Raw genomic sequence first — 16,991 nt, 5'->3', positions numbered from 1 at the left:
GACGCTCGGTGTTCGTGCGGGTTCCTGCGGGGCCACGGTACGCGGTGACGGACCCGTGGGGCCGCCCGCCGCCCGTCGCACGGCCACGGGCGGCCGGGGCCCGCCGGACCGTCAGCCGCCCAGCGCGTCGTCCAGCCGCGCGGCCAGATCACGGGCCCTGTCCTGCATTTCCTTGCTGTCCGGGACCGCTCCGACGGCCGTCGGCTGCTCCTCGTACTGGATGGTGACGACCACGTTGGACGTGCGGAACACCACAGTCACCGTCCGCTGTTCGGCCGTCGAACCGGACGTGCTCAGCTCGTCGTCCAGATACGCCTCGTCACCGAGGTCGGACAGCGTACGGGGCTGGAGCTCGGCGGACGGCACCCCCGACTCGGGCGCCGAGGCGTCGGGAGAACCCGAAGTCCCGGACGGATCCGCAGAGTTCACCCCCGCCTCCGCGGCGTCCCCCGCGTCCGCCGAAGACGAGGAGGAGGACGCCGGGGACGAGGCACCCCCGCCCGCCGCGCCCCGCGACGCGGAAGCAGCCGTCGAGGACCCCGAGGACGCCGAAGCCGCCGAAGACGCAGACGCCGACGGCGACGACGGCGGCGCCGAGGACGCGCTCGGCGCGGGAAGGTCGGCCGCCGCCTGCTTCTCCTGGAACAGCCGCTGCGCCTGGTCGTCGTCGCTGACCGTGTTGTCGTACGACACCACGCGCTCGAAGTCGACGAACAGCCGGTCCGTGGCGTCGGCCGACTCCACCTTCCAGTGGCAGCCGACCTTGCGGTCGGTGTCGTAGGTCAGCGCGGCCTCGCCCCGGTAGGCGTGGTCGCGCTGGCCCGGGTCGGTGATCCGCTGGATGCCGGGCAGCAGCGTGTCCAGCGCGTCGTGGCCGACCGCGCCGCACGGCTCGGGGAGCGTGCGGTACTTGCCGGGCTGCGCCGCGACCGCGGTCGTGCCGGCGTCGCCCGGGTTGGCGTCGTCCGTGGCCGCGTCGTCCCCGGACCCGCTGGTGCAGCCGCTCAGCAGCGCCGCGAGGAGGAGGGCGGCGGTACCGGTCACGTACGCCTTCCGCTGCACGGTCGGGCTCCTCTCGACGGTGGGCGAGCGCTCGGTGGCTCGCTCGGTGCTCCAGTGTCCCCGCTGGTTATTCGCTTGCCGCGGCGGGGCGGACCCTGGAGACAATGTGTATCGCACGCACCGCCGTGGACGCCGGTCCCTTGTCTCTTTTCACCGGCTCTGGCGCCGCTTTTGCGTTGTGCCGCTCTTGAGTCTTTTTGCCAGCATTTCCGGGGGAACGAGGAAGACATGTCGTACGTGGAGATACCGGGCGCCAAGGTCCCGATCCGGATGTGGACGGACCCGGCGACGGTCGAGGACGTGGCCCTGCGCCAGCTCCAGAACGTGGCGACCCTGCCGTGGATCGAGGGTCTGGCCGTGATGCCGGACGTGCACTACGGCAAGGGCGCGACGGTCGGCTCGGTCATCGCGATGCGCGGCGCGGTGTGCCCGGCGGCGGTGGGCGTGGACATCGGCTGCGGGATGTCGGCGGTCCGCACCTCCCTGACCGCGAACGACCTGCCGGGCGACCTGTCCCGGCTGCGGTCGCGCATCGAGCAGGCGATTCCGGTGGGGCGGGGGATGCACGAGGACCCCGTCGAGCCGGGCGACTTCCACGGGCTGGCGACGGCCGGGTGGCAGGAGTTCTGGGGGCGGTTCGACGGGGTCGCGGAAGCGGTCAGATTCCGTCGGGAACGTGCCTGGAAGCAGATGGGAACGCTCGGCTCCGGGAATCATTTTGTCGAAGTTTGCACCGATGTGGACGGTTCCGTCTGGCTGATGCTCCACAGCGGCTCCCGGAACATCGGCAAGGAACTCGCCGAGCACCACATCGGCGTGGCCCAGAAGCTGCCGCACAACCAGGGCCTGGTCGACCGCGACCTGGCCGTCTTCGTCGCGGACACCCCGCAGATGGCGGCCTACCGCAACGATCTGTTCTGGGCGCAGGAGTACGCCAAGCACAACCGCACGCTCATGATGGCGCTGCTGAAGGACGTGATCCGCAAGGAGTTCAAGAAGGCCAAGCCGGTCTTCGAGGCGGAGATCTCCTGCCACCACAACTACGTGGCGGAGGAGCGGTACGCGGGCATGGACCTGCTCGTGACCCGCAAGGGCGCGATCCGGGCCGGGTCCGGGGAGTACGGCATCATCCCGGGCTCGATGGGCACCGGGTCGTACATCGTCAAGGGCCTCGGCAACGAGCTGGCCTTCAACTCCGCGTCGCACGGCGCGGGCCGGCGGATGAGCCGCAACGCGGCCAAGCGGCGCTTCTCGACGCAGGACCTGGAGGAGCAGACCCGGGGCGTGGAGTGCCGCAAGGACTCCGGCGTCGTGGACGAGATCCCGGGCGCCTACAAGTCCATCGACCAGGTCATCGACCAGCAGCGGGACCTGGTGCAGGTGGTGGCCAAGCTGAAGCAGGTCGTCTGCGTGAAGGGCTGATCCGGCCCGATCCGGCCCTTTCCCCTGGCCCGGCGCCCGGCGCGGCGCCGGGTCAGCCGTGTCCCGGTCCGGTGTGCTGCGGGTCCTGCGGGTCCTGCGTGTTCTTTGTGTCGAACGTGTCCAGCCAGTGCAGCAGGCGGGTGCCCTCGTGGGTGGTGAGGGTGGGGTCCTGGAGGGTGTGGGTCAGGAGGGTCGTGCCCTGGCAGGCGGCGATCAGGGTGAGGGCCAGGCCGTCCGGGGCGGGGGCGCGCAGTGCGCGGAACTGGGCGGCCGTCCAGTCCAGCAGGCCGCGGAGCACCGCGCCGGCCTCCGCGGCGAGGGTGCCGTCCGTGCGCTTGCCGAGTTCCGTGGCCAGGGTGCCGACGGGGCTGCCGTGCCGGGCGGCGGTGTCGCGCTCGGCGATCCAGGCCGTCACCAGGCCCTTGAGGCGCTCGCGCGGGTCCGGCAGCCGGTCCAGGGTGCCGGTGAGGTCGTCCAGGCGGGCGCGGTGTTCCGCGAGCGCCGCCCGGACCAGCTCGTCCTTGGTCTTGAAGTAGTAGTAGACGTTCCCGACCGGGACGCCGGCCTCGTGCGCGATGTTGGCGAGGGTGGTGCGCTCCACGCCCTGCCGGTGCAGGACGCGGGCCGCGGCCGTCGTGAGCCGCCGGCGCTTCTGTGACGCCAGGGCCCGCCGGTCCACTGAGTTTGTCACCTGACTGACTATAGCCAGGGCGTCACTTCGCGTGCCGTACCGCGTAGATCATGACGAACGCGACGAAGTGGATGCCGAAGAGGAAATAGGCCAGGAAGTACCAGACCTGGCGTTCGTTCCTCGTCTCCTCGGCCAGGCGGCGCCGCTCCAGCGTCTCGGCGGTCCCCGGGTCTGCCGGGGGGCCGGATTCCGCGGGGGCGCCGTCGGTCATCGCGGGTCCCGGTGGACCTTGGTGTTGGACGCCTGGGCGCGCGGGCGCAGGACCAGCAGGTCGACGTTGACGTGGCTGGGCCGGGTCACCGCCCAGGTGATCGTCTCGGCCACGTCGTCGGCGGTGAGGGGCTCGGCGACGCCCTCGTAGACCTTGGCCGCCCTCTCCGTGTCGCCGCCGAACCGGGTCAGCGCGAACTCGTCCGTCTTGACCATGCCGGGGGCGATCTCGATGACGCGGACCGGCTGGCCGACGATCTCCAGGCGGAGGGTCTCGGCGAGGACGTGGGCGCCGTGCTTGGCGGCGACATAGCCGGCGCCGCCCTCGTAGGTGCCGTGGCCGGCGGTGGAGGAGACGACCACCACGACGCCGTCGCCGCTCGCGACCAGCTTCGGCAGCAGGGCCTGGGTGACGTTCAGGGTGCCGAGGACGTTGGTCTCGTACATCGTGCGCCAGTCCGCCGGGTCGCCGGTGGCCACCGGGTCCGCGCCGAGGGCGCCGCCCGCGTTGTTGACCAGGACGCCGATCGTCTTGAAGGCGCCGGCGAACTCGTCCACGGCCGCGCGGTCGGTCACGTCGAGCTGGTAGGCCACGGCGGAGTGCCCGGCCGTGGTCAGCTCCTCGGCGAGGGCCTCGATGCGGTCCTTGCGGCGGGCGGTGAGGACGACGCGGTAGCCGGCCGCGGCGAGCCCGCGGGCCGTGGCGGCGCCGATGCCGCTGCTCGCCCCGGTGACGACGGCGATGCGGGAGGCGGCGGACGGGACGGCGGTGGCCATGGCGGCTCCTGTGGCTGCGGTCGGCGGCGGTCGCGTCCAGCGTAAGTGAGGCTCAGCCGCCGTTTCGCGGGGCCCACATGATGACGGCCATCCCGGCGAGGCAGACCAGTGCGCCGGTGATGTCCCAGCGGTCGGGGCGGTAGCCGTCCGCGACCGCGCCCCACAGCAGCGAGCCGGCCACGAAGATCCCGCCGTAGGCGGCGAGGATGCGGCCGAAGTGGGCGTCGGGCTGGAAGGTGGCGACGAAGCCGTAGGCGCCGAGGGCGAGGACGCCGCCGGTGATCCACAGCCAGCCCCGGTGTTCCCGTACGCCCTGCCAGACCAGCCAGGCGCCGCCGATCTCGAAGAGCGCGGCGACGGCGAACAGGGCGGCGGAGCGCAGGACGGGCATGGGGGCAGCTTCGCACGGGCGGCCGGGCCGTACGACGGCGGTGTGGCCGGTGGCGCTGTCACCTGTTGGAGGGCGCCTGGCGGGCGGCTCGCGTGGCATACATGGGTACGGCGGCCGAGCGGCGAGCGAGGAGTGGTGAGGGGCGTGCGGATGCGGGCGTGGGTGGTGTCCGGGGTGTGTGCCGGTGCCCTTCTGGTGCCGGGGAACGCGGTGGCCGCGGAGGCCGGTGTGGTGTTCCACGGTTCGGCGGTGCTGGACGGGGACCGGGCGGAGGTGCTGCTGACCGCGCGCAACGGCGGGTCCGCCGATGTGGCGGACGCGACGGTGCGGCTGCGCTGGTCGGTGCCGCTGGCCGAGCGGCAGGAGCTGCCGGCCCGGTGCGTCCGGGAGGACGAGCGGACGGTGCTGTGCGGGACCGGGCCGCTGGCCGTGGACGAGGTGGGCGAGCGGCTGCGGCTGCCGGTGCGGTTGCGGGAGCGGCAGGCGCAGGTGTCGCTGGAGGTCGAGACGGCGTGGAGCGCGGACGTGGCGGACCAGGACCGGTCGAGCGACCGGACACGGGTGCTGATCCTGGCAACGGGAGACACGTACGCCTTCTGAACCCGGCCGGGTGGCGTGACGGGGCGGCTTGAAGGGGCCGGCCCGGTCGGGGGCAGTGGGGGGGCCGGGTCGGTCGGTGGTCGGAGTTCTTCCGGCCGGTTCGCCGCCCCCCGGCGCGGGGGCCGAGGGGTGGGCGTAGGGCTGTCCTGTCGGTCCGGTGGGGTGGTTAGAGGGGGCTCTGCGTGTCGTAGCGTTCGCGGGCCTCGCGGACCTCTTCGAAGTGGGTCTCCGCCCAGTGCTTCACGGCGGTGAGCAGGCCGGCGAGGCTGGCGCCGAGCGGGGTGAGGGCGTAGTCGACGCGGACCGGGACGGACGGGGTGACCGTGCGGCTGAGGATGCCGTCCCGCTCCAGCGCGCGCAGGGTCTGGGTGAGCATCTTGGGGCTGACGCCGGCGATCGTGCGGCCGAGGTCGCTGTAGCGCAGGGGTCCGGTGGACAGGGCGGCGACGACGAGGCTGACCCATTTGTCGCTGAGCCGCCCGAGGAGCTGGTTGGTGGGGCACTCGCGCAGGAAGGCGTCGTAGTCGGCGCGGGCCTGTTCGCGGCGCTGGGCGGCGGTCATGGTCGCCATGGGCTCTCCTCGGGGGCAGCTACGCACTCTCAGGTAACTACTTACCGATGGATAGTAGCTCTCCTACGGTGGGCAGTGCGGCCGGAACGGTGCCGCGGAATCCATCAAGTGCCGGATATACAGGGAGAGTTGTCATGCGTGCTGCCGTGGTGAGGGAGTTCGGCGGACCGGAGGCCGTGCGGATCGTGGAGGCCGGGATTCCGGAACCGGGGACGCGGCAGGTGCGGATCAAGGTGGCCGCGGGGGCGCTGAACCCGGTGGACGCGGGTGTGCGCGCCGGCGTCTTCGGCGGGGCCGGCAAGACGCTCGGGCTCGGCTGGGACGTGGCCGGCACGGTGGACGCGGTGGGCGAGCCCACCGCCTGGCGGGTCGGTGACCCGGTGGTGGCGCTGGTGCCGGGCCTGGCTGAGCCGCTGGGCGCGCACGCGGAGTACGTCGTCGTGGACGCGGGCGCGGTGGCCGCGGCGCCCGTCTCGGTGGACGCGGTGCACGCCGGCACCCTGCCGCTGAACGGGCTGACCGCGGCGCAGGCCCTGGACCTGCTGGACGTGGCGCCGGGCGGCTCGCTGCTGGTGACCGGTGCGGCGGGGGCGGTCGGCGGGTTCGCGGTGCAGTTGGCGGCGCACCGGGGGATCGAGGTCGTCGGGCACGCCCGGCCGGAGGACGAGGAGCTGGTGCGCTCGCTGGGGGCGGCGCGGTTCACGGCCGACGGGGTGGAGCCGCGCAGTGTGGACGCGGTGCTGGACGCCGCCGTGCTCGGGGCGCCGGCGCTGGAGTGGGTGCGGGACGGGGGCGCGTTCGTGGCGGTCCGGGACGGTGTGCTGCCGGCGGCGGAGCGGGGGGTGCGCACGGAGAACGTGTGGGTGCGGGCCGACGGGGCGCGGCTGGCGGAGCTGGTCCGGCTGGTGGACGAGGGTGTGCTGACACCGCGGGTGGCGGAGACCTTCGCCCTGGAGGAGGCCGCGAAGGCGCACGCGCGGCTGGCCGAGGGCGGGCTGCGGGGGCGGCTGGTGCTGGTGCCGTAAGCAGGGGGCGGGGGGCGGAATACCTGGGGTGGGGTGGTCGTTGGAGGGGGTGTAGTTGAACAGTCAACAACTTGGAGCGTGAACGGCCATGCAGTTCGGGATCTTCACGGTCGGCGACGTCACCCCGGACCCCACGACGGGGCGGACCCCGACCGAGCGGGAGCGGATCAAGGCCATGGTCGCCATCGCCCGGAAGGCGGAGGAGGTCGGCCTGGACGTCTTCGCGACCGGCGAGCACCACAACCCGCCGTTCGTGCCGTCCTCGCCGACGACCATGCTGGGCTACATAGCGGCCCGCACGGAGCGGCTGATCCTCTCCACCTCCACCACCCTGATCACCACCAACGACCCGGTGAAGATCGCGGAGGACTTCGCGATGCTCCAGCACCTGGCCGACGGGCGCGTCGACCTGATGCTGGGCCGCGGCAACACCGGGCCGGTCTATCCGTGGTTCGGCCAGGACATCCGGGAGGGCATCAACCTCACCGTCGAGAACTACGCCCTGCTGCACCGGCTGTGGCGCGAGGACGTCGTCGACTGGGAGGGGAAGTTCCGCAGCCCGCTGCAGGGCTTCACCGCCACCCCGCGCCCGCTGGACGGCGTACCGCCGTTCGTCTGGCACGGCTCCATCCGGTCCCCGGAGATCGCCGAGCAGGCCGCGTACTACGGCGACGGCTTCTTCCACAACAACATCTTCTGGCCCGCCGACCACACCCGGCGGATGGTCGAGCTGTACCGCAGCCGGTACGCCCACTACGGGCACGGCACACCGGAACAGGCGATCGTCGGCCTCGGCGGCCAGGTGTTCATGCGGCGCAACTCGCAGGACGCGGTCCGGGAGTTCCGGCCGTACTTCGACAACGCGCCGGTCTACGGCCACGGGCCCTCGCTGGAGGACTTCACCGAGCAGACCCCGCTGACCGTGGGCTCCCCGCAGCAGGTGATCGAGAAGACGCTGGCCTTCCGGGAGTACGCCGGCGACTACCAGCGCCAGCTCTTCCTGATGGACCACGCGGGGCTGCCGCTGAAGACCGTGCTGGAGCAGCTCGACCTGCTCGGCGAGGAGGTCGTGCCGGTGCTGCGCGAGGAGTTCGCGAAGGGGCGCCCGGCGGACGTGCCCCAGGCGCCGGTCCACCCGTCCCTGCGGGCGGCGGCGCCGAAGGAGACCGTGGCGTGAACGGCACGGGGGATATCAAGAGGGAAGGAGACCGTGGCATGAAGCTGGTCGTCGTATCGGCGGGGCTGAGCGTCCCGTCCTCCACCCGGCTGCTGGCCGACCGGCTGGCCGCCGCGGTCCACCGGCGCACTCCGGTGGACCTCCAGGTGGTCGAGCTGCGCGACCTCGCCGTCGAGATCGCGCACCACCTCACCAACGGGTTCCCGGGCAAGGCACTCGCCGCCGCGCAGGAGGCGGTGGCGGGCGCCGACGGGCTGATCGTGGTCACGCCGGTGTTCAGCGCGTCGTACAGCGGGCTGTTCAAGTCCTTCTTCGACGTGCTGGACAAGGACGCGCTGGCGGGCAAGCCGGTGCTGCTCGGGGCGACCGGGGGCACGGGCCGGCACTCGCTGGTGCTGGAGCACGCGCTGCGGCCGCTGTTCGCCTATCTGCGCGCCGTCGTCGTCCCGACCGGGGTGTACGCCGCCTCCGAGGACTGGGGCGCGCAGGGGCTGGCCGAGCGGATCGAGCGGGCGGCGGGGGAGCTGGCCGTGCTGATGCCCACGGCGGCCCGGCGCGCGGAGCCGGACGTGGTGCCGTTCGCCGAGCGGCTGGCGGCGCTGGGGTCCTGACGTCCGCCCGGATCTCGGTGAGAGAGCGGTAAAAAGGGTGATCGTCGGCTCGGCGGGCCCCGCCCGCGGGCCGGCGGTCTTGGCAGACTGGGGGTGTGCCCCCGACTGTGCTGCTCGCCGAAGACGACCGTGCCATCCGCCATGCCCTGGAGCGTGCCCTGACGCTGGAGGGGTACGACGTGACGGCGGTCGCCGACGGCGTGGAAGCGCTGGCGCAGGCCCACAAGAACCCGCCGGACGTGCTGGTCCTGGACGTGATGATGCCGGGCATCGACGGCCTCCAGGTCTGCCGCGTCCTGCGCGCCGAGGGCGACCGCACCCCGATCCTCATGCTGACCGCGCTGGTGGAGACCGCCGACCGCATCGCGGGCCTGGACGCCGGCGCCGACGACTACGTGGTCAAGCCGTTCGACGTGGAAGAGGTCTTCGCCCGGCTGCGCGCGCTGCTGCGCCGCACCAGCCCGGCGCCCGCCACGGGCACCGGCCCCGGCGGCGGGGCCGGGCCCGGCGCGCTCCCGGCCGAGGTTCCCGTACGGGACGCGCAGTTCTCCGGCCGGCAGCTTGAGGCCGCCGGGCTCCGCATGGACCTCCAGGCCCGCCGCGCCTGGCGCGGCCGGCGCGAGCTGGAACTGACCCGCACCGAGTTCGAGCTGCTGGAGCTGCTGGTGCGCAACGCGGGCATCGTCCTCGACCACTCCACCATCTACGACCGGATCTGGGGCTACGACTTCGGCCCCGGCTCCAAGAACCTCGCCGTCTACGTCGGCTATCTGCGCCGCAAGCTGGACGAGCCGGGCGCCCCGCAGCTGATCCACACCGTGCGGGGCGTGGGCTACGTGCTGCGGGAGGACTGAGGTGGGCCGCCGCTGGCGGCTGCCGGGCCGGCCCCGGCCGAAGCTGGTCTCCCTGCGCACCACGTTCGCCGTCTCCTTCGCCGCCGTCACCGCGGCCGTCACGATCCTCGTCGGCATCCTGTCCTACGGCTCCGCCGCCCGGCTCGTCCGCGTCGACCAGCAGTCGGTGTTCACGCAGGTCGTGCAGGACGTACGGGACGAGGTGCGGCAGCATCCGATGAGCCCGGACGACTTCTCCTCCTCGCGTCCCGGGCACGACCTGGTCCGTCCCGCCCGCACCGACGTGCAGGTGCTCGGCGCCCGGGGCCAGATCGTGGACCACGGCAGTCCGGTGCTCCCCGTCACCGCCGCGGACCGGGCGGTCGCCGTCGCCCGGCCGGCCGGGCAGGTGGTCGCGCACAAGGACGTACGGGTGGACGCGGACCTGTTCCGCATCGCCACCGTCTCGCTCGGCGAGGGCCGGGGCGCGGTGCAGGTGGCGCAGGAGTTCAGCGACACCGAGGACCTGCTGCGGGCGCTCCAGCGGCGGACGCTGATCCTGATGGCCGCGGTCGTGGTGGGCGCCGGGCTGTTCGGCTGGTGGCTGGCCCGGCGGATCACCCGCCGGCTGGTGATCCTGACCTCCGCCGCCGAGAACGTCGCCCGCACCCGGCAGCTCGGCATCCAGGTGCCGGTGGCCGGGCTGGACGAGGTGGGGCGCCTGGGCCGTGCCTTCGACCGGATGCTGGGGCGGCTCGCGCAGTCGGAGGAGGACCAGCGCAGGCTGGTCCAGGACGCGGGCCACGAGCTGCGCACCCCGCTCACCTCGCTGCGTACCAACATCTCGCTGCTGCGCCGCATCGACGAGCTGCCGCCCGCCACCCGGGAGGAGCTGGTCGCCGACCTCTCCCAGGAGGCACGGGAACTGACGGACCTGGTCAACGAGCTGGTCGACCTCGCCGCCGGGCAGTCCGACGCCGAGCCGCCGCAGCGGGTGGACGTGGCCGACCTCGCCGAGGACGTCGTCGGGCTGGCCCGGCGCCGTACCGGTCGGGACGTCGTGCTGCGCGCGGGCGGTGACACGACGGCCCAGGGGCGGCCCGGGATGCTCCAGCGGGCCATCTCCAACCTGGTGGAGAACGCGGCCAAGTTCGACCGGGACGGCACGGCGCCGATCGAGGTCTGCATCACCGGTCCGGCCCGGCCGGGCACGGTCCGGGTGGCGGTGCGGGACCGGGGGCCCGGAATCGCGGACGGCGATCTGGTCCGCATCTTCGACCGCTTCTACCGGGCCGCCGACGCCCGCTCGCTGCCCGGCTCGGGCCTCGGTCTGTCCATCGTGCGCGAGGTCGCCGGGGCCCATGGCGGGGCGCCGTTCGCGTACCGGCGCGAGGGCGGCGGCTCGGTCATCGGCTTCACGGTGGGCGGCGGGCTGGTGAGCGGGGGCGAGGACGGGAGCGGCGACTGAGGCGCGGGGGGCGTCGGGGGGGCGGGGTCGCCGGGACGCTGGCTCACCGGGTGACGGGGGCGCCGGGACGCTGACTTGCCGGGTCACCGGGTCGCCTGCGCGCCGGGCGGGTGGCCCCCCCGGTCAGGCGCCGTTGCCGCCGTTGCCGCCGTACCGTCCCGCCGCGGGCCGTACGTCACCGCGTCCGTCGCCCCCTATGGCGCCCGCCCCGCCCCGCCGGGCCGCCATCAGCAGCCAGGCGAGGTTGCCCGCCGCCGCGCCCGCGGCCACCGTCGCGGCGATCACCCCGCCGGTGGCGAGGCCGTCGCTGAACAGGTGCGGGCGCCGGTCCAGGCTGTGCAGACCGAAGCCGCACAGCTCGTACACGCCGACGGCGGCGATGGCCAGGCTGACGGCGAGCACGGTCAGCGTCGGCGCGAGAGCGCGCGCGCAGACCTCCGTACCGGGCTCCGGCTCCGTCGTGTCCTGCATGGGTCCCCCGATGGAACGGGCGTGTGAACGGCCCGGTAGCTGTTGGCGGTTGGGAACCTACAATACGTAGCGCCGTTAAGGTCGACGCCGTGCGGATCTACATCAGCGTGGACATGGAAGGCGTCACCGGGCTCGTCGACGCGGAGGACGTCCAGCCGGGCGGGCGGGACTACGAACGCGGGCGCGCCCTGATGGCCGAGGACGTGAACGCGGCCGTACGCGGCGCGCTCGCCGCCGGCGCGACCGGCGTCCTGGTCAACGACGCCCACGGCCCGATGCGCAACATCCTCCCCGAGGCCCTGCACCCGGCGGCCCGCCTGGTGCGCGGCCGGCCCAAGCGGATGGGCATGCTGGAGGGCCTGACCGGGGAGTACGACGCCGCGCTGTGCGTCGGCTACCACGCCCGGGCCGGCACGCCGGGCGTGCTCAGCCACAGCTTCATGGGGCACGAGATCGAGGACATGTGGCTGGACGGCCGCCCGGCCGGCGAGATCGGGCTGGCGCACGCCACGGCGGCGGCGCTCGGGGTGCCCGTCGTGGCCCTCACGGGTGACGACGCGGCGTGCGCGGAGATGACGGAGTGGGACGCGTCGGTGGTGACCGTCCCGGTGAAGTACGCCCGGGACCGGTTCGCGGCCGAGCTGCGGCCGGCGGCGGAGGCGCGCGCGGCGATCGAGGAGGCGGTGGCGGCGGCGCTGACCCGGGTCCCGGACCGCCCCGCGCCGCCCGTCTCCGAGGCCACGCTCACCGTCCGCTGGCAGTCCGCCTCGGTCGCCGCCGTCCTGCTCGGCATTCCCGGGGTGACGGCCGACGATGCCAGGACCGTGCGCGCGACCGGCCCGCTGCCCGCGCTGTACCGGCAGTTCGGGGTGTGGACGCGGGTGGCGACGTCGCTGACCAACCAGCCGCCGTACTGCTGACACCCCGGCCCCCGTCGTACGGCGAAATGGCTTCCGTCCGGACGGAGTTGTGCCCCGGCTGCCCGGTGGCCCCGGCGGTCCGGGCCGGCGCCCCGCGCGCGACCGGCCGTCGTGAGGGTGGTCATCACACGACCACCCTCGGGCATCCCGTTCCCGCGGCCGGGCAGGCAGGATGGACGACGACCGCCGCACACCCGGGAGGTATCCATGGACGGGTCGACCGAGCTGGGAGACTTCCTGAAGTCCCGCCGCGCCGCGGTGCGGCCGGAGGACGTCGGGATCTCGGCGGAGCCGTCCCGGCGCCGGGTCACCGGGCTGCGCCGCGAGGAGCTGGCCCTGCTCGCGGGCGTCAGCATCACCCACTACACCCGCCTGGAACAGGGCCGCGCGGCCGGTGTCTCCGACTCCGTGCTGGACGCGGTCGCCCGCACGCTGCGGCTCACCGAGGACGAGACCGTCCACCTCAAGGACCTGGCCCGGTCCACCGCCCGGCGCCGCCCGGCCGTGTCCCGCGCCGAGCAGGCCACGCCCGCGGCCCGCCAACTGCTCGCGGCCATGACGGACGTACCGGCGCTGCTCCTGGACCGCCGCAGCGACGTCCTGGCCTGGAACCGGCTCGGTCACGCCCTGCTCGCCGCGCACCTGCCGTGGGACGGCCCGGACACGCCCGCCGCCCGGCCCAACCTGATCCGGATGCTGTTCCTGGACGAGCGCTACCGGTCCTGGTACACCGACTGGAAGGAGGAGGCGCACCTCGCCGTCGCCTCCCTGCGCCTGGTCGCCGGCCGGCATCCCGACGACCGCGCGCTGGCCGAGCTGATCGGCCGGCTGTCCATCCAGAGCGACGAGTTCGCCGCCCTGTGGGCCCGGCACCCGGTGCGCACCTGTACCTCCGGCACCAAGTCGCTGCGCCACCCGGCGGTCGGCACCCTGGAGCTGAGCTTCGAGAACCTGTGCCTGCCGCGCACCGCGGACCACCGCCTCATCACCTACACGGCCGAGCCCGGCACCCCGTCCGACGCGGCCCTGCGCCTGCTGGCCGCCACCGCGGCCTCCGCCGCGACGGAGGACCTGCCGGCCCTGGACCCACGCTGAGCCGTGGCCCGGCGCGGCCGGCCCCCGCGGGGAGGGCGGTCAGTGGCCGCCGGCGAGTTCTCCGGTGAGTGTCCCGTGGATGCGGGCGCTGGCCTCGTTCAGGCCGATGATCTCGACGGTCTTGCCGCGCTGGGCGTACTTGGCCTCGACGGCGTCGAACGCGGCGACGGAGGAGGCGTCCCACAGGTGCGTGCCGGACAGGTCGATGACGACCTTGCCGGGGTCGCCGGCGTAGTCGAACCGGCCGGCGAGGTCGTTGGCGGAGGCGAAGAACAGCTCGCCGGTGACCCGGTAGACCACCGTGGTGCCGTCGGGGCCGGTGACGGCGGTGACCTCGGCGAAGCGGGCGACGCGCCGGGCGAAGACGGCCATCGCGGTGATCGAGCCGACGACGACGCCGACGGCGAGGTTGTGGGTGGCGACCACACAGGCGACGGTGATCAGCATGACCGCGATCTCCCCGGCCGGCATCCGCCTCAGCGTCCCCGGCGCGACGGAGTGCCAGTCGAAGGTGCCCACCGACACCATGACCATCACGGCGACGAGCGCGGCCATGGGGATGTCGGAGACGACCGGCCCGAAGACGACGCACAGCACCATCAGGAACGCTCCGGCCAGGAACGTGGACAGGCGGGTGCGCGCACCGGAGACCCGTACGTTGATCATCGTCTGGCCGATCATGGCGCAGCCGCCCATGCCGCCGAAGAAGCCGGTGACGATGTTGGCGATGCCCTGGCCGATGGACTCGCGGGTCTTCGAGGAGCGGGTGTCGGTGATGTCGTCGACCAGCCGGGCGGTCATCAGCGACTCCATCAGGCCGACCAGCGCCATGGCGAGCGCGTACGGGGCGATGGTGGTGAGGGTGTCCAGGGTGAACGGCACGTCCGGCAGGCCCGGCACGGGCAGCGAGGACGGCAGGACGCCCCGGTCGCCCACGGTCGGCACCGCGATCCCGGCCGCCACCGTGATCACGGTGAGGACGACGATGGACACCAGCGGCGCGGGGATCACCTTCGTCAGCCTCGGGAAGAACACCAGCAGCGCCAGCCCGGCCGCGAGCAGCGGGTAGACCGGCCAGGGCACGTGCGTCATCTCCGGGACCTGCGCCATGAAGATGAGGATGGCGAGGGAGTTGACGAAGCCGACCATCACGCTGCGCGGCACGAACCGCATCAGCCTGGCGACGCCGAGGGCTCCGAGGACGATCTGGAAGACGCCGGCGAGGATCACGGTCGCGACCAGGTAGCCGAAGCCGTGCTGGCGGTTCACGGGGGCGATGACGAGGGCGACGGCGCCGGTGGCCGCGGAGATCATCGCCGGCCGGCCGCCCACGACCGCGATGGTCACGGCCATGGTGAACGAGGCGAACAGGCCGATGGCCGGGTCGACCCCGGCGATGACCGAGAAGGAGATCGCCTCCGGGATCAGCGCGAGGCCGACCACGAGACCGGCCAGCACCTCGGTGCGCAGCACCTTCGGGTCGGACAGCCAGGAGGGGCGCCGGGGGCCGCGCAGCCATGCGGCCGGGGACAGTGCGGAGGAGGACAAGACGAAGGGAACCTGTCGTGCTCGGGCACACCCGGCATCACGGCGGGCGCGCGGGGAGGCGGGGGAGGCCGGGAGGGCGCTCCGGAAGATCCGCGAACGGCGGACCGGGGTCGGCGGGGCGGAGCCGGTGGACCCAGGTCGGTGGGGCGGCGGACGGGAGCCGCCGCGTCACCGGGCGGTGGGCCGGAACCCGTGAGCCGGTGAGCGGCGTACCGGAGCCGCCGGGTCAGTGGACGGCGGGCCGGGACCGGTATGCGGCGGTACGGCAGTCCGCCGGGGAACCCGGCGCCGGGTGGTGGCGAAGGGTCACGGCGGGCAGACGGCGGCGCTGGGCGGTACGGACATGCGCACGCTCTCTCCTGCGGACATCGGGTCTTCGCCGGGGGCTTCGTCGGCCCCGACACGGCTGACGGCTACGGGACGCGATCCCGCACCGGGGGAACGGGAGCGGCGGTCGGCCGCCGCCCCGGCACCGGAACAACTCTACCCTAACGTTAGAGTAGGGTTCCGTGGCCGTCCGCGGCCGCGCCGAGAGACGAGGAAGGCACCGCGTGAGCAGCGAGCACATGCAGATCGGCGAGGTCGCCGCCCGGACCGAGCTGTCGCTGCGCACCATCCGGCACTACGAGGAGACCGGACTCGTCATCCCCTCCGCCCGCTCCCAGGGCGGCTTCCGCCTCTACACCGAGGCCGACGTCGCCCGGCTGATGATCATCCGCCGGATGAAACCGCTCGGCTTCGCGCTCGACGAGATGCGCGCCCTGCTGGAGGCCACCGACCGCCTCGACTCGGGCGAGGAGCTGCCCGCCGGGGAACGCGAGGCCCTGCTGGAGCGGATCCGCGGCTTCGAGCAGGCCGCCCGGCGGCGCGTCGAGGACCTCCGTACCCAACTGGCCAGGGCGGAGGAGTTCGCCACCACCCTGGCGGACCGCCTCACGGCTTCCGCACCCGCCCCGGCCGCCGACGCCTGAACCCCGGCCCCAGGGTTCCCCTCGGGGTTCCCCCGGGCGCGGGGCGATGGCCGCACGGTGCCGGGGTGCCCGTCGTCGCGCTGTCAGTCCCGGAGGTCGCCGAGCCAGCGCAGGGCGGTCAGGCTCGGCAGGAAGCAGTACTCGCCTCCCCGGGTGACGACGAATCGCGGCAGCGGGGCGAGGCACCGGCGCAGCGGGCGCCGGGGAATGGTGTAGCCGGCACACCCGTCGTGGGGTCCGGTGACGGGGTCTTCGGCGTCGTCAGTGCGTCACCGCGGCCTTGAGGAGCACGATGAGCAGCCCGAGCGTCAGGTTGACGGCCCCGGTGACCACCACCGCGCGGCGGGACGCCCCCGCGCGTACGGCGGCGACCGTGGACCAGCCGACCTGACCGGCCAGCGCTGCGCCGAGGGCCAGCCACAGCGCCCCTCGCGGGCCGATGCCCAGCAGGGGAGTGACGGCGACCGCCACGGCCGGCGGGACGGCCGCCGTGACGATGGGCCACTCGGACACGCACGCCCGCCGGATCCGTCCCGCGCTCACGGACACGTACCTGACCCGTGACCCGAACAGCCGGGCGAACACGTGGGTCGCCCAGAACACCAGCCCTGTGCCCAGCAACAGGAGTACGAGTTCCAGCCGGGGGCGGGAACCGAGCGAGCCGGTCCCCGCCCCGACCACGACCGAGGCCGCGAGCAGCGAGCCGTACACGGCACCCGTGTAATCCCGCCCCTCCACGGCATCCGCATGCGGCATGGGCGGCCTTCGCGCAGGAGGCCGATCTTCCATGACCCCAGTGTGGTCACTGGTGCGGTGTGCCGCACGGCCACGGCCGCCCGCGGTCAGTGCCGACGGGCGTCGTCCGCGCAGGTCGGCTCTGCGGCAAGACGGAGGTGAAGGCCGCCGTTCCGAGCGGGCTCGGCATGGGTTGCGGTCTCAGTGGAGAGCGGGGACACGGGCGGAGTCCATCGCTGGTGGGTGCTTGGTACGGGCGCTGGCCACCTGTCCAGGGGGTGGCCGGACAGGTGTGGTGAGGCAGCCGAGGGCGACGGCTCGTGCTCTCGGCATGGCAGTCCGGAGCCGTGTGACCTCGGTCCTCTTGAAGCCCCCTCTTGCTTGAGGAGGCGGTCCTGCTCCGTGAGGAGGCA

The 16,991-nt window shown here is 73.6% G+C and carries 19 protein-coding genes; 10 read left to right on the top strand and 9 right to left on the bottom strand.

Translation table 11 applies throughout. The features are described from left to right. Positions 1–111: 111 nt before the first annotated feature. On the bottom strand, positions 112–1,062 hold the full coding sequence (locus tag ACZ4SV_RS04375) for a DUF3558 domain-containing protein (protein ID WP_468001216.1): 951 nt from the start codon (positions 1,060–1,062) through the stop codon (positions 112–114). A 228-nt stretch (positions 1,063–1,290) separates the two neighbouring features. Between ACZ4SV_RS04375 and ACZ4SV_RS04370 the strand changes: the two genes are divergently transcribed. Further along, positions 1,291–2,484 carry an RtcB family protein gene (locus tag ACZ4SV_RS04370; protein ID WP_468001214.1) on the top strand — a complete coding sequence of 398 codons (1,194 nt, stop codon included), beginning with the start codon at positions 1,291–1,293 and terminating at the stop codon, positions 2,482–2,484. A 52-nt stretch (positions 2,485–2,536) separates the two neighbouring features. Here the strand turns inward: ACZ4SV_RS04370 and ACZ4SV_RS04365 are convergent, their stop codons facing one another. Genes ACZ4SV_RS04365 through ACZ4SV_RS04350 form a run of 4 tightly spaced genes read right to left on the bottom strand, consistent with a single transcriptional unit; the run spans position 2,537 to position 4,553 of the window. Beyond that, a complete protein-coding gene (locus ACZ4SV_RS04365) occupies positions 2,537–3,175 on the bottom strand; it encodes a TetR/AcrR family transcriptional regulator (RefSeq protein WP_468001212.1) in 639 nt (212 codons plus the stop codon). A 22-nt stretch (positions 3,176–3,197) separates the two neighbouring features. Beyond that, a complete protein-coding gene (locus ACZ4SV_RS04360; protein WP_468001210.1) occupies positions 3,198–3,386 on the bottom strand; it encodes a hypothetical protein in 189 nt (62 codons plus the stop codon). After that, positions 3,383–4,162 carry an SDR family NAD(P)-dependent oxidoreductase gene (locus ACZ4SV_RS04355; protein WP_365873468.1) on the bottom strand — a complete coding sequence of 260 codons (780 nt, stop codon included), beginning with the start codon at positions 4,160–4,162 and terminating at the stop codon, positions 3,383–3,385. The genes ACZ4SV_RS04360 and ACZ4SV_RS04355 overlap by 4 nt, the downstream gene beginning before the upstream one ends. 52 nt (positions 4,163–4,214) lie before the next feature. Further along, the gene (locus ACZ4SV_RS04350) at positions 4,215–4,553 is read right to left on the bottom strand and encodes a YnfA family protein (protein WP_365873471.1); all 339 of its coding nucleotides are present in this window, start codon (positions 4,551–4,553) and stop codon (positions 4,215–4,217) included. Positions 4,554–4,703: 150 nt separating this feature from the next. On the opposite strand from ACZ4SV_RS04350, the gene ACZ4SV_RS04345 reads away from it, so the two are divergent. Continuing rightward, on the top strand, positions 4,704–5,153 hold the full coding sequence (locus ACZ4SV_RS04345; protein WP_468001327.1) for a hypothetical protein: 450 nt from the start codon (positions 4,704–4,706) through the stop codon (positions 5,151–5,153). Positions 5,154–5,319: 166 nt separating this feature from the next. On the opposite strand, the gene ACZ4SV_RS04340 is transcribed toward ACZ4SV_RS04345, so the two are convergent. After that, positions 5,320–5,724, bottom strand: coding sequence for a winged helix-turn-helix transcriptional regulator (locus tag ACZ4SV_RS04340; RefSeq protein WP_468001207.1), 405 nt, complete (start codon positions 5,722–5,724; stop codon positions 5,320–5,322). Between the two features lie 134 nt (positions 5,725–5,858). Between ACZ4SV_RS04340 and ACZ4SV_RS04335 the strand changes: the two genes are divergently transcribed. The 5 genes from ACZ4SV_RS04335 to ACZ4SV_RS04315 all read left to right on the top strand — a co-directional run bounded on the left by ACZ4SV_RS04335 (position 5,859) and on the right by ACZ4SV_RS04315 (position 10,838). Further along, complete coding sequence (locus tag ACZ4SV_RS04335) at positions 5,859–6,749, top strand: NADP-dependent oxidoreductase (protein ID WP_365873479.1); 891 nt, start codon at positions 5,859–5,861, stop codon at positions 6,747–6,749. Positions 6,750–6,837: 88 nt separating this feature from the next. Beyond that, positions 6,838–7,926: an LLM class flavin-dependent oxidoreductase gene (locus tag ACZ4SV_RS04330; RefSeq protein WP_468001204.1), complete on the top strand. Its 1,089-nt coding sequence runs from the start codon at positions 6,838–6,840 to the stop codon at positions 7,924–7,926. 38 nt (positions 7,927–7,964) lie between these two features. After that, entirely contained in the window at positions 7,965–8,537 is a 573-nt protein-coding gene (locus tag ACZ4SV_RS04325; RefSeq protein WP_397938554.1) for an FMN reductase, read from the top strand. Positions 8,538–8,644: 107 nt separating this feature from the next. Next, on the top strand, positions 8,645–9,391 hold the full coding sequence (locus ACZ4SV_RS04320; RefSeq protein WP_365873493.1) for a response regulator transcription factor: 747 nt from the start codon (positions 8,645–8,647) through the stop codon (positions 9,389–9,391). 1 nt (position 9,392) lies between these two features. Further along, positions 9,393–10,838, top strand: coding sequence for a sensor histidine kinase (locus tag ACZ4SV_RS04315; RefSeq protein ID WP_468001202.1), 1,446 nt, complete (start codon positions 9,393–9,395; stop codon positions 10,836–10,838). Between the two features lie 123 nt (positions 10,839–10,961). On the opposite strand, the gene ACZ4SV_RS04310 is transcribed toward ACZ4SV_RS04315, so the two are convergent. Beyond that, a complete protein-coding gene (locus ACZ4SV_RS04310; RefSeq protein WP_468001200.1) occupies positions 10,962–11,309 on the bottom strand; it encodes a hypothetical protein in 348 nt (115 codons plus the stop codon). A gap of 89 nt (positions 11,310–11,398) precedes the next feature. Between ACZ4SV_RS04310 and ACZ4SV_RS04305 the strand changes: the two genes are divergently transcribed. Beyond that, a complete protein-coding gene (locus ACZ4SV_RS04305) occupies positions 11,399–12,229 on the top strand; it encodes a M55 family metallopeptidase (RefSeq protein ID WP_468001198.1) in 831 nt (276 codons plus the stop codon). Positions 12,230–12,436: 207 nt separating this feature from the next. After that, the gene (locus tag ACZ4SV_RS04300) at positions 12,437–13,324 is read left to right on the top strand and encodes a helix-turn-helix transcriptional regulator (protein WP_365873489.1); all 888 of its coding nucleotides are present in this window, start codon (positions 12,437–12,439) and stop codon (positions 13,322–13,324) included. A gap of 39 nt (positions 13,325–13,363) precedes the next feature. On the opposite strand, the gene ACZ4SV_RS04295 is transcribed toward ACZ4SV_RS04300, so the two are convergent. After that, the gene (locus ACZ4SV_RS04295; RefSeq protein ID WP_468001325.1) at positions 13,364–14,857 is read right to left on the bottom strand and encodes a SulP family inorganic anion transporter; all 1,494 of its coding nucleotides are present in this window, start codon (positions 14,855–14,857) and stop codon (positions 13,364–13,366) included. A 566-nt stretch (positions 14,858–15,423) separates the two neighbouring features. Between ACZ4SV_RS04295 and ACZ4SV_RS04290 the strand changes: the two genes are divergently transcribed. Then, the gene (locus ACZ4SV_RS04290) at positions 15,424–15,843 is read left to right on the top strand and encodes a MerR family transcriptional regulator (RefSeq protein ID WP_468001196.1); all 420 of its coding nucleotides are present in this window, start codon (positions 15,424–15,426) and stop codon (positions 15,841–15,843) included. Positions 15,844–16,104: 261 nt separating this feature from the next. Here ACZ4SV_RS04290 and ACZ4SV_RS04285 read toward each other — a convergent pair whose 3' ends face one another. Beyond that, positions 16,105–16,599 (bottom strand): hypothetical protein, encoded by a 495-nt coding sequence (locus ACZ4SV_RS04285; protein WP_397938468.1) that lies wholly within the window; start codon positions 16,597–16,599, stop codon positions 16,105–16,107. Positions 16,600–16,991 lie beyond the last annotated feature (392 nt).

It is taken from the genome of Streptomyces sp. NPDC027672 (genome assembly GCF_055566335.1).
This window is presented reverse-complemented; position numbering and strand designations above follow the sequence as displayed.

Coding starts and splice junctions, on each gene's coding strand:
- ACZ4SV_RS04360 (WP_468001210.1), bottom strand. CDS start 3,386: ATGACCGACGGCGCCCCCGCGGAATCCGGCCCCCCGGCAGACCCGGGG.
- ACZ4SV_RS04370 (WP_468001214.1), top strand. CDS start 1,291: ATGTCGTACGTGGAGATACCGGGCGCCAAGGTCCCGATCCGGATGTGG.
- ACZ4SV_RS04340 (WP_468001207.1), bottom strand. CDS start 5,724: ATGGCGACCATGACCGCCGCCCAGCGCCGCGAACAGGCCCGCGCCGAC.
- ACZ4SV_RS04330 (WP_468001204.1), top strand. CDS start 6,838: ATGCAGTTCGGGATCTTCACGGTCGGCGACGTCACCCCGGACCCCACG.
- ACZ4SV_RS04285 (WP_397938468.1), bottom strand. CDS start 16,599: ATGCCGCATGCGGATGCCGTGGAGGGGCGGGATTACACGGGTGCCGTG.
- ACZ4SV_RS04345 (WP_468001327.1), top strand. CDS start 4,704: ATGCGGGCGTGGGTGGTGTCCGGGGTGTGTGCCGGTGCCCTTCTGGTG.
- ACZ4SV_RS04310 (WP_468001200.1), bottom strand. CDS start 11,309: ATGCAGGACACGACGGAGCCGGAGCCCGGTACGGAGGTCTGCGCGCGC.
- ACZ4SV_RS04350 (WP_365873471.1), bottom strand. CDS start 4,553: ATGCCCGTCCTGCGCTCCGCCGCCCTGTTCGCCGTCGCCGCGCTCTTC.
- ACZ4SV_RS04355 (WP_365873468.1), bottom strand. CDS start 4,162: ATGGCCACCGCCGTCCCGTCCGCCGCCTCCCGCATCGCCGTCGTCACC.
- ACZ4SV_RS04325 (WP_397938554.1), top strand. CDS start 7,965: ATGAAGCTGGTCGTCGTATCGGCGGGGCTGAGCGTCCCGTCCTCCACC.
- ACZ4SV_RS04300 (WP_365873489.1), top strand. CDS start 12,437: ATGGACGGGTCGACCGAGCTGGGAGACTTCCTGAAGTCCCGCCGCGCC.
- ACZ4SV_RS04335 (WP_365873479.1), top strand. CDS start 5,859: ATGCGTGCTGCCGTGGTGAGGGAGTTCGGCGGACCGGAGGCCGTGCGG.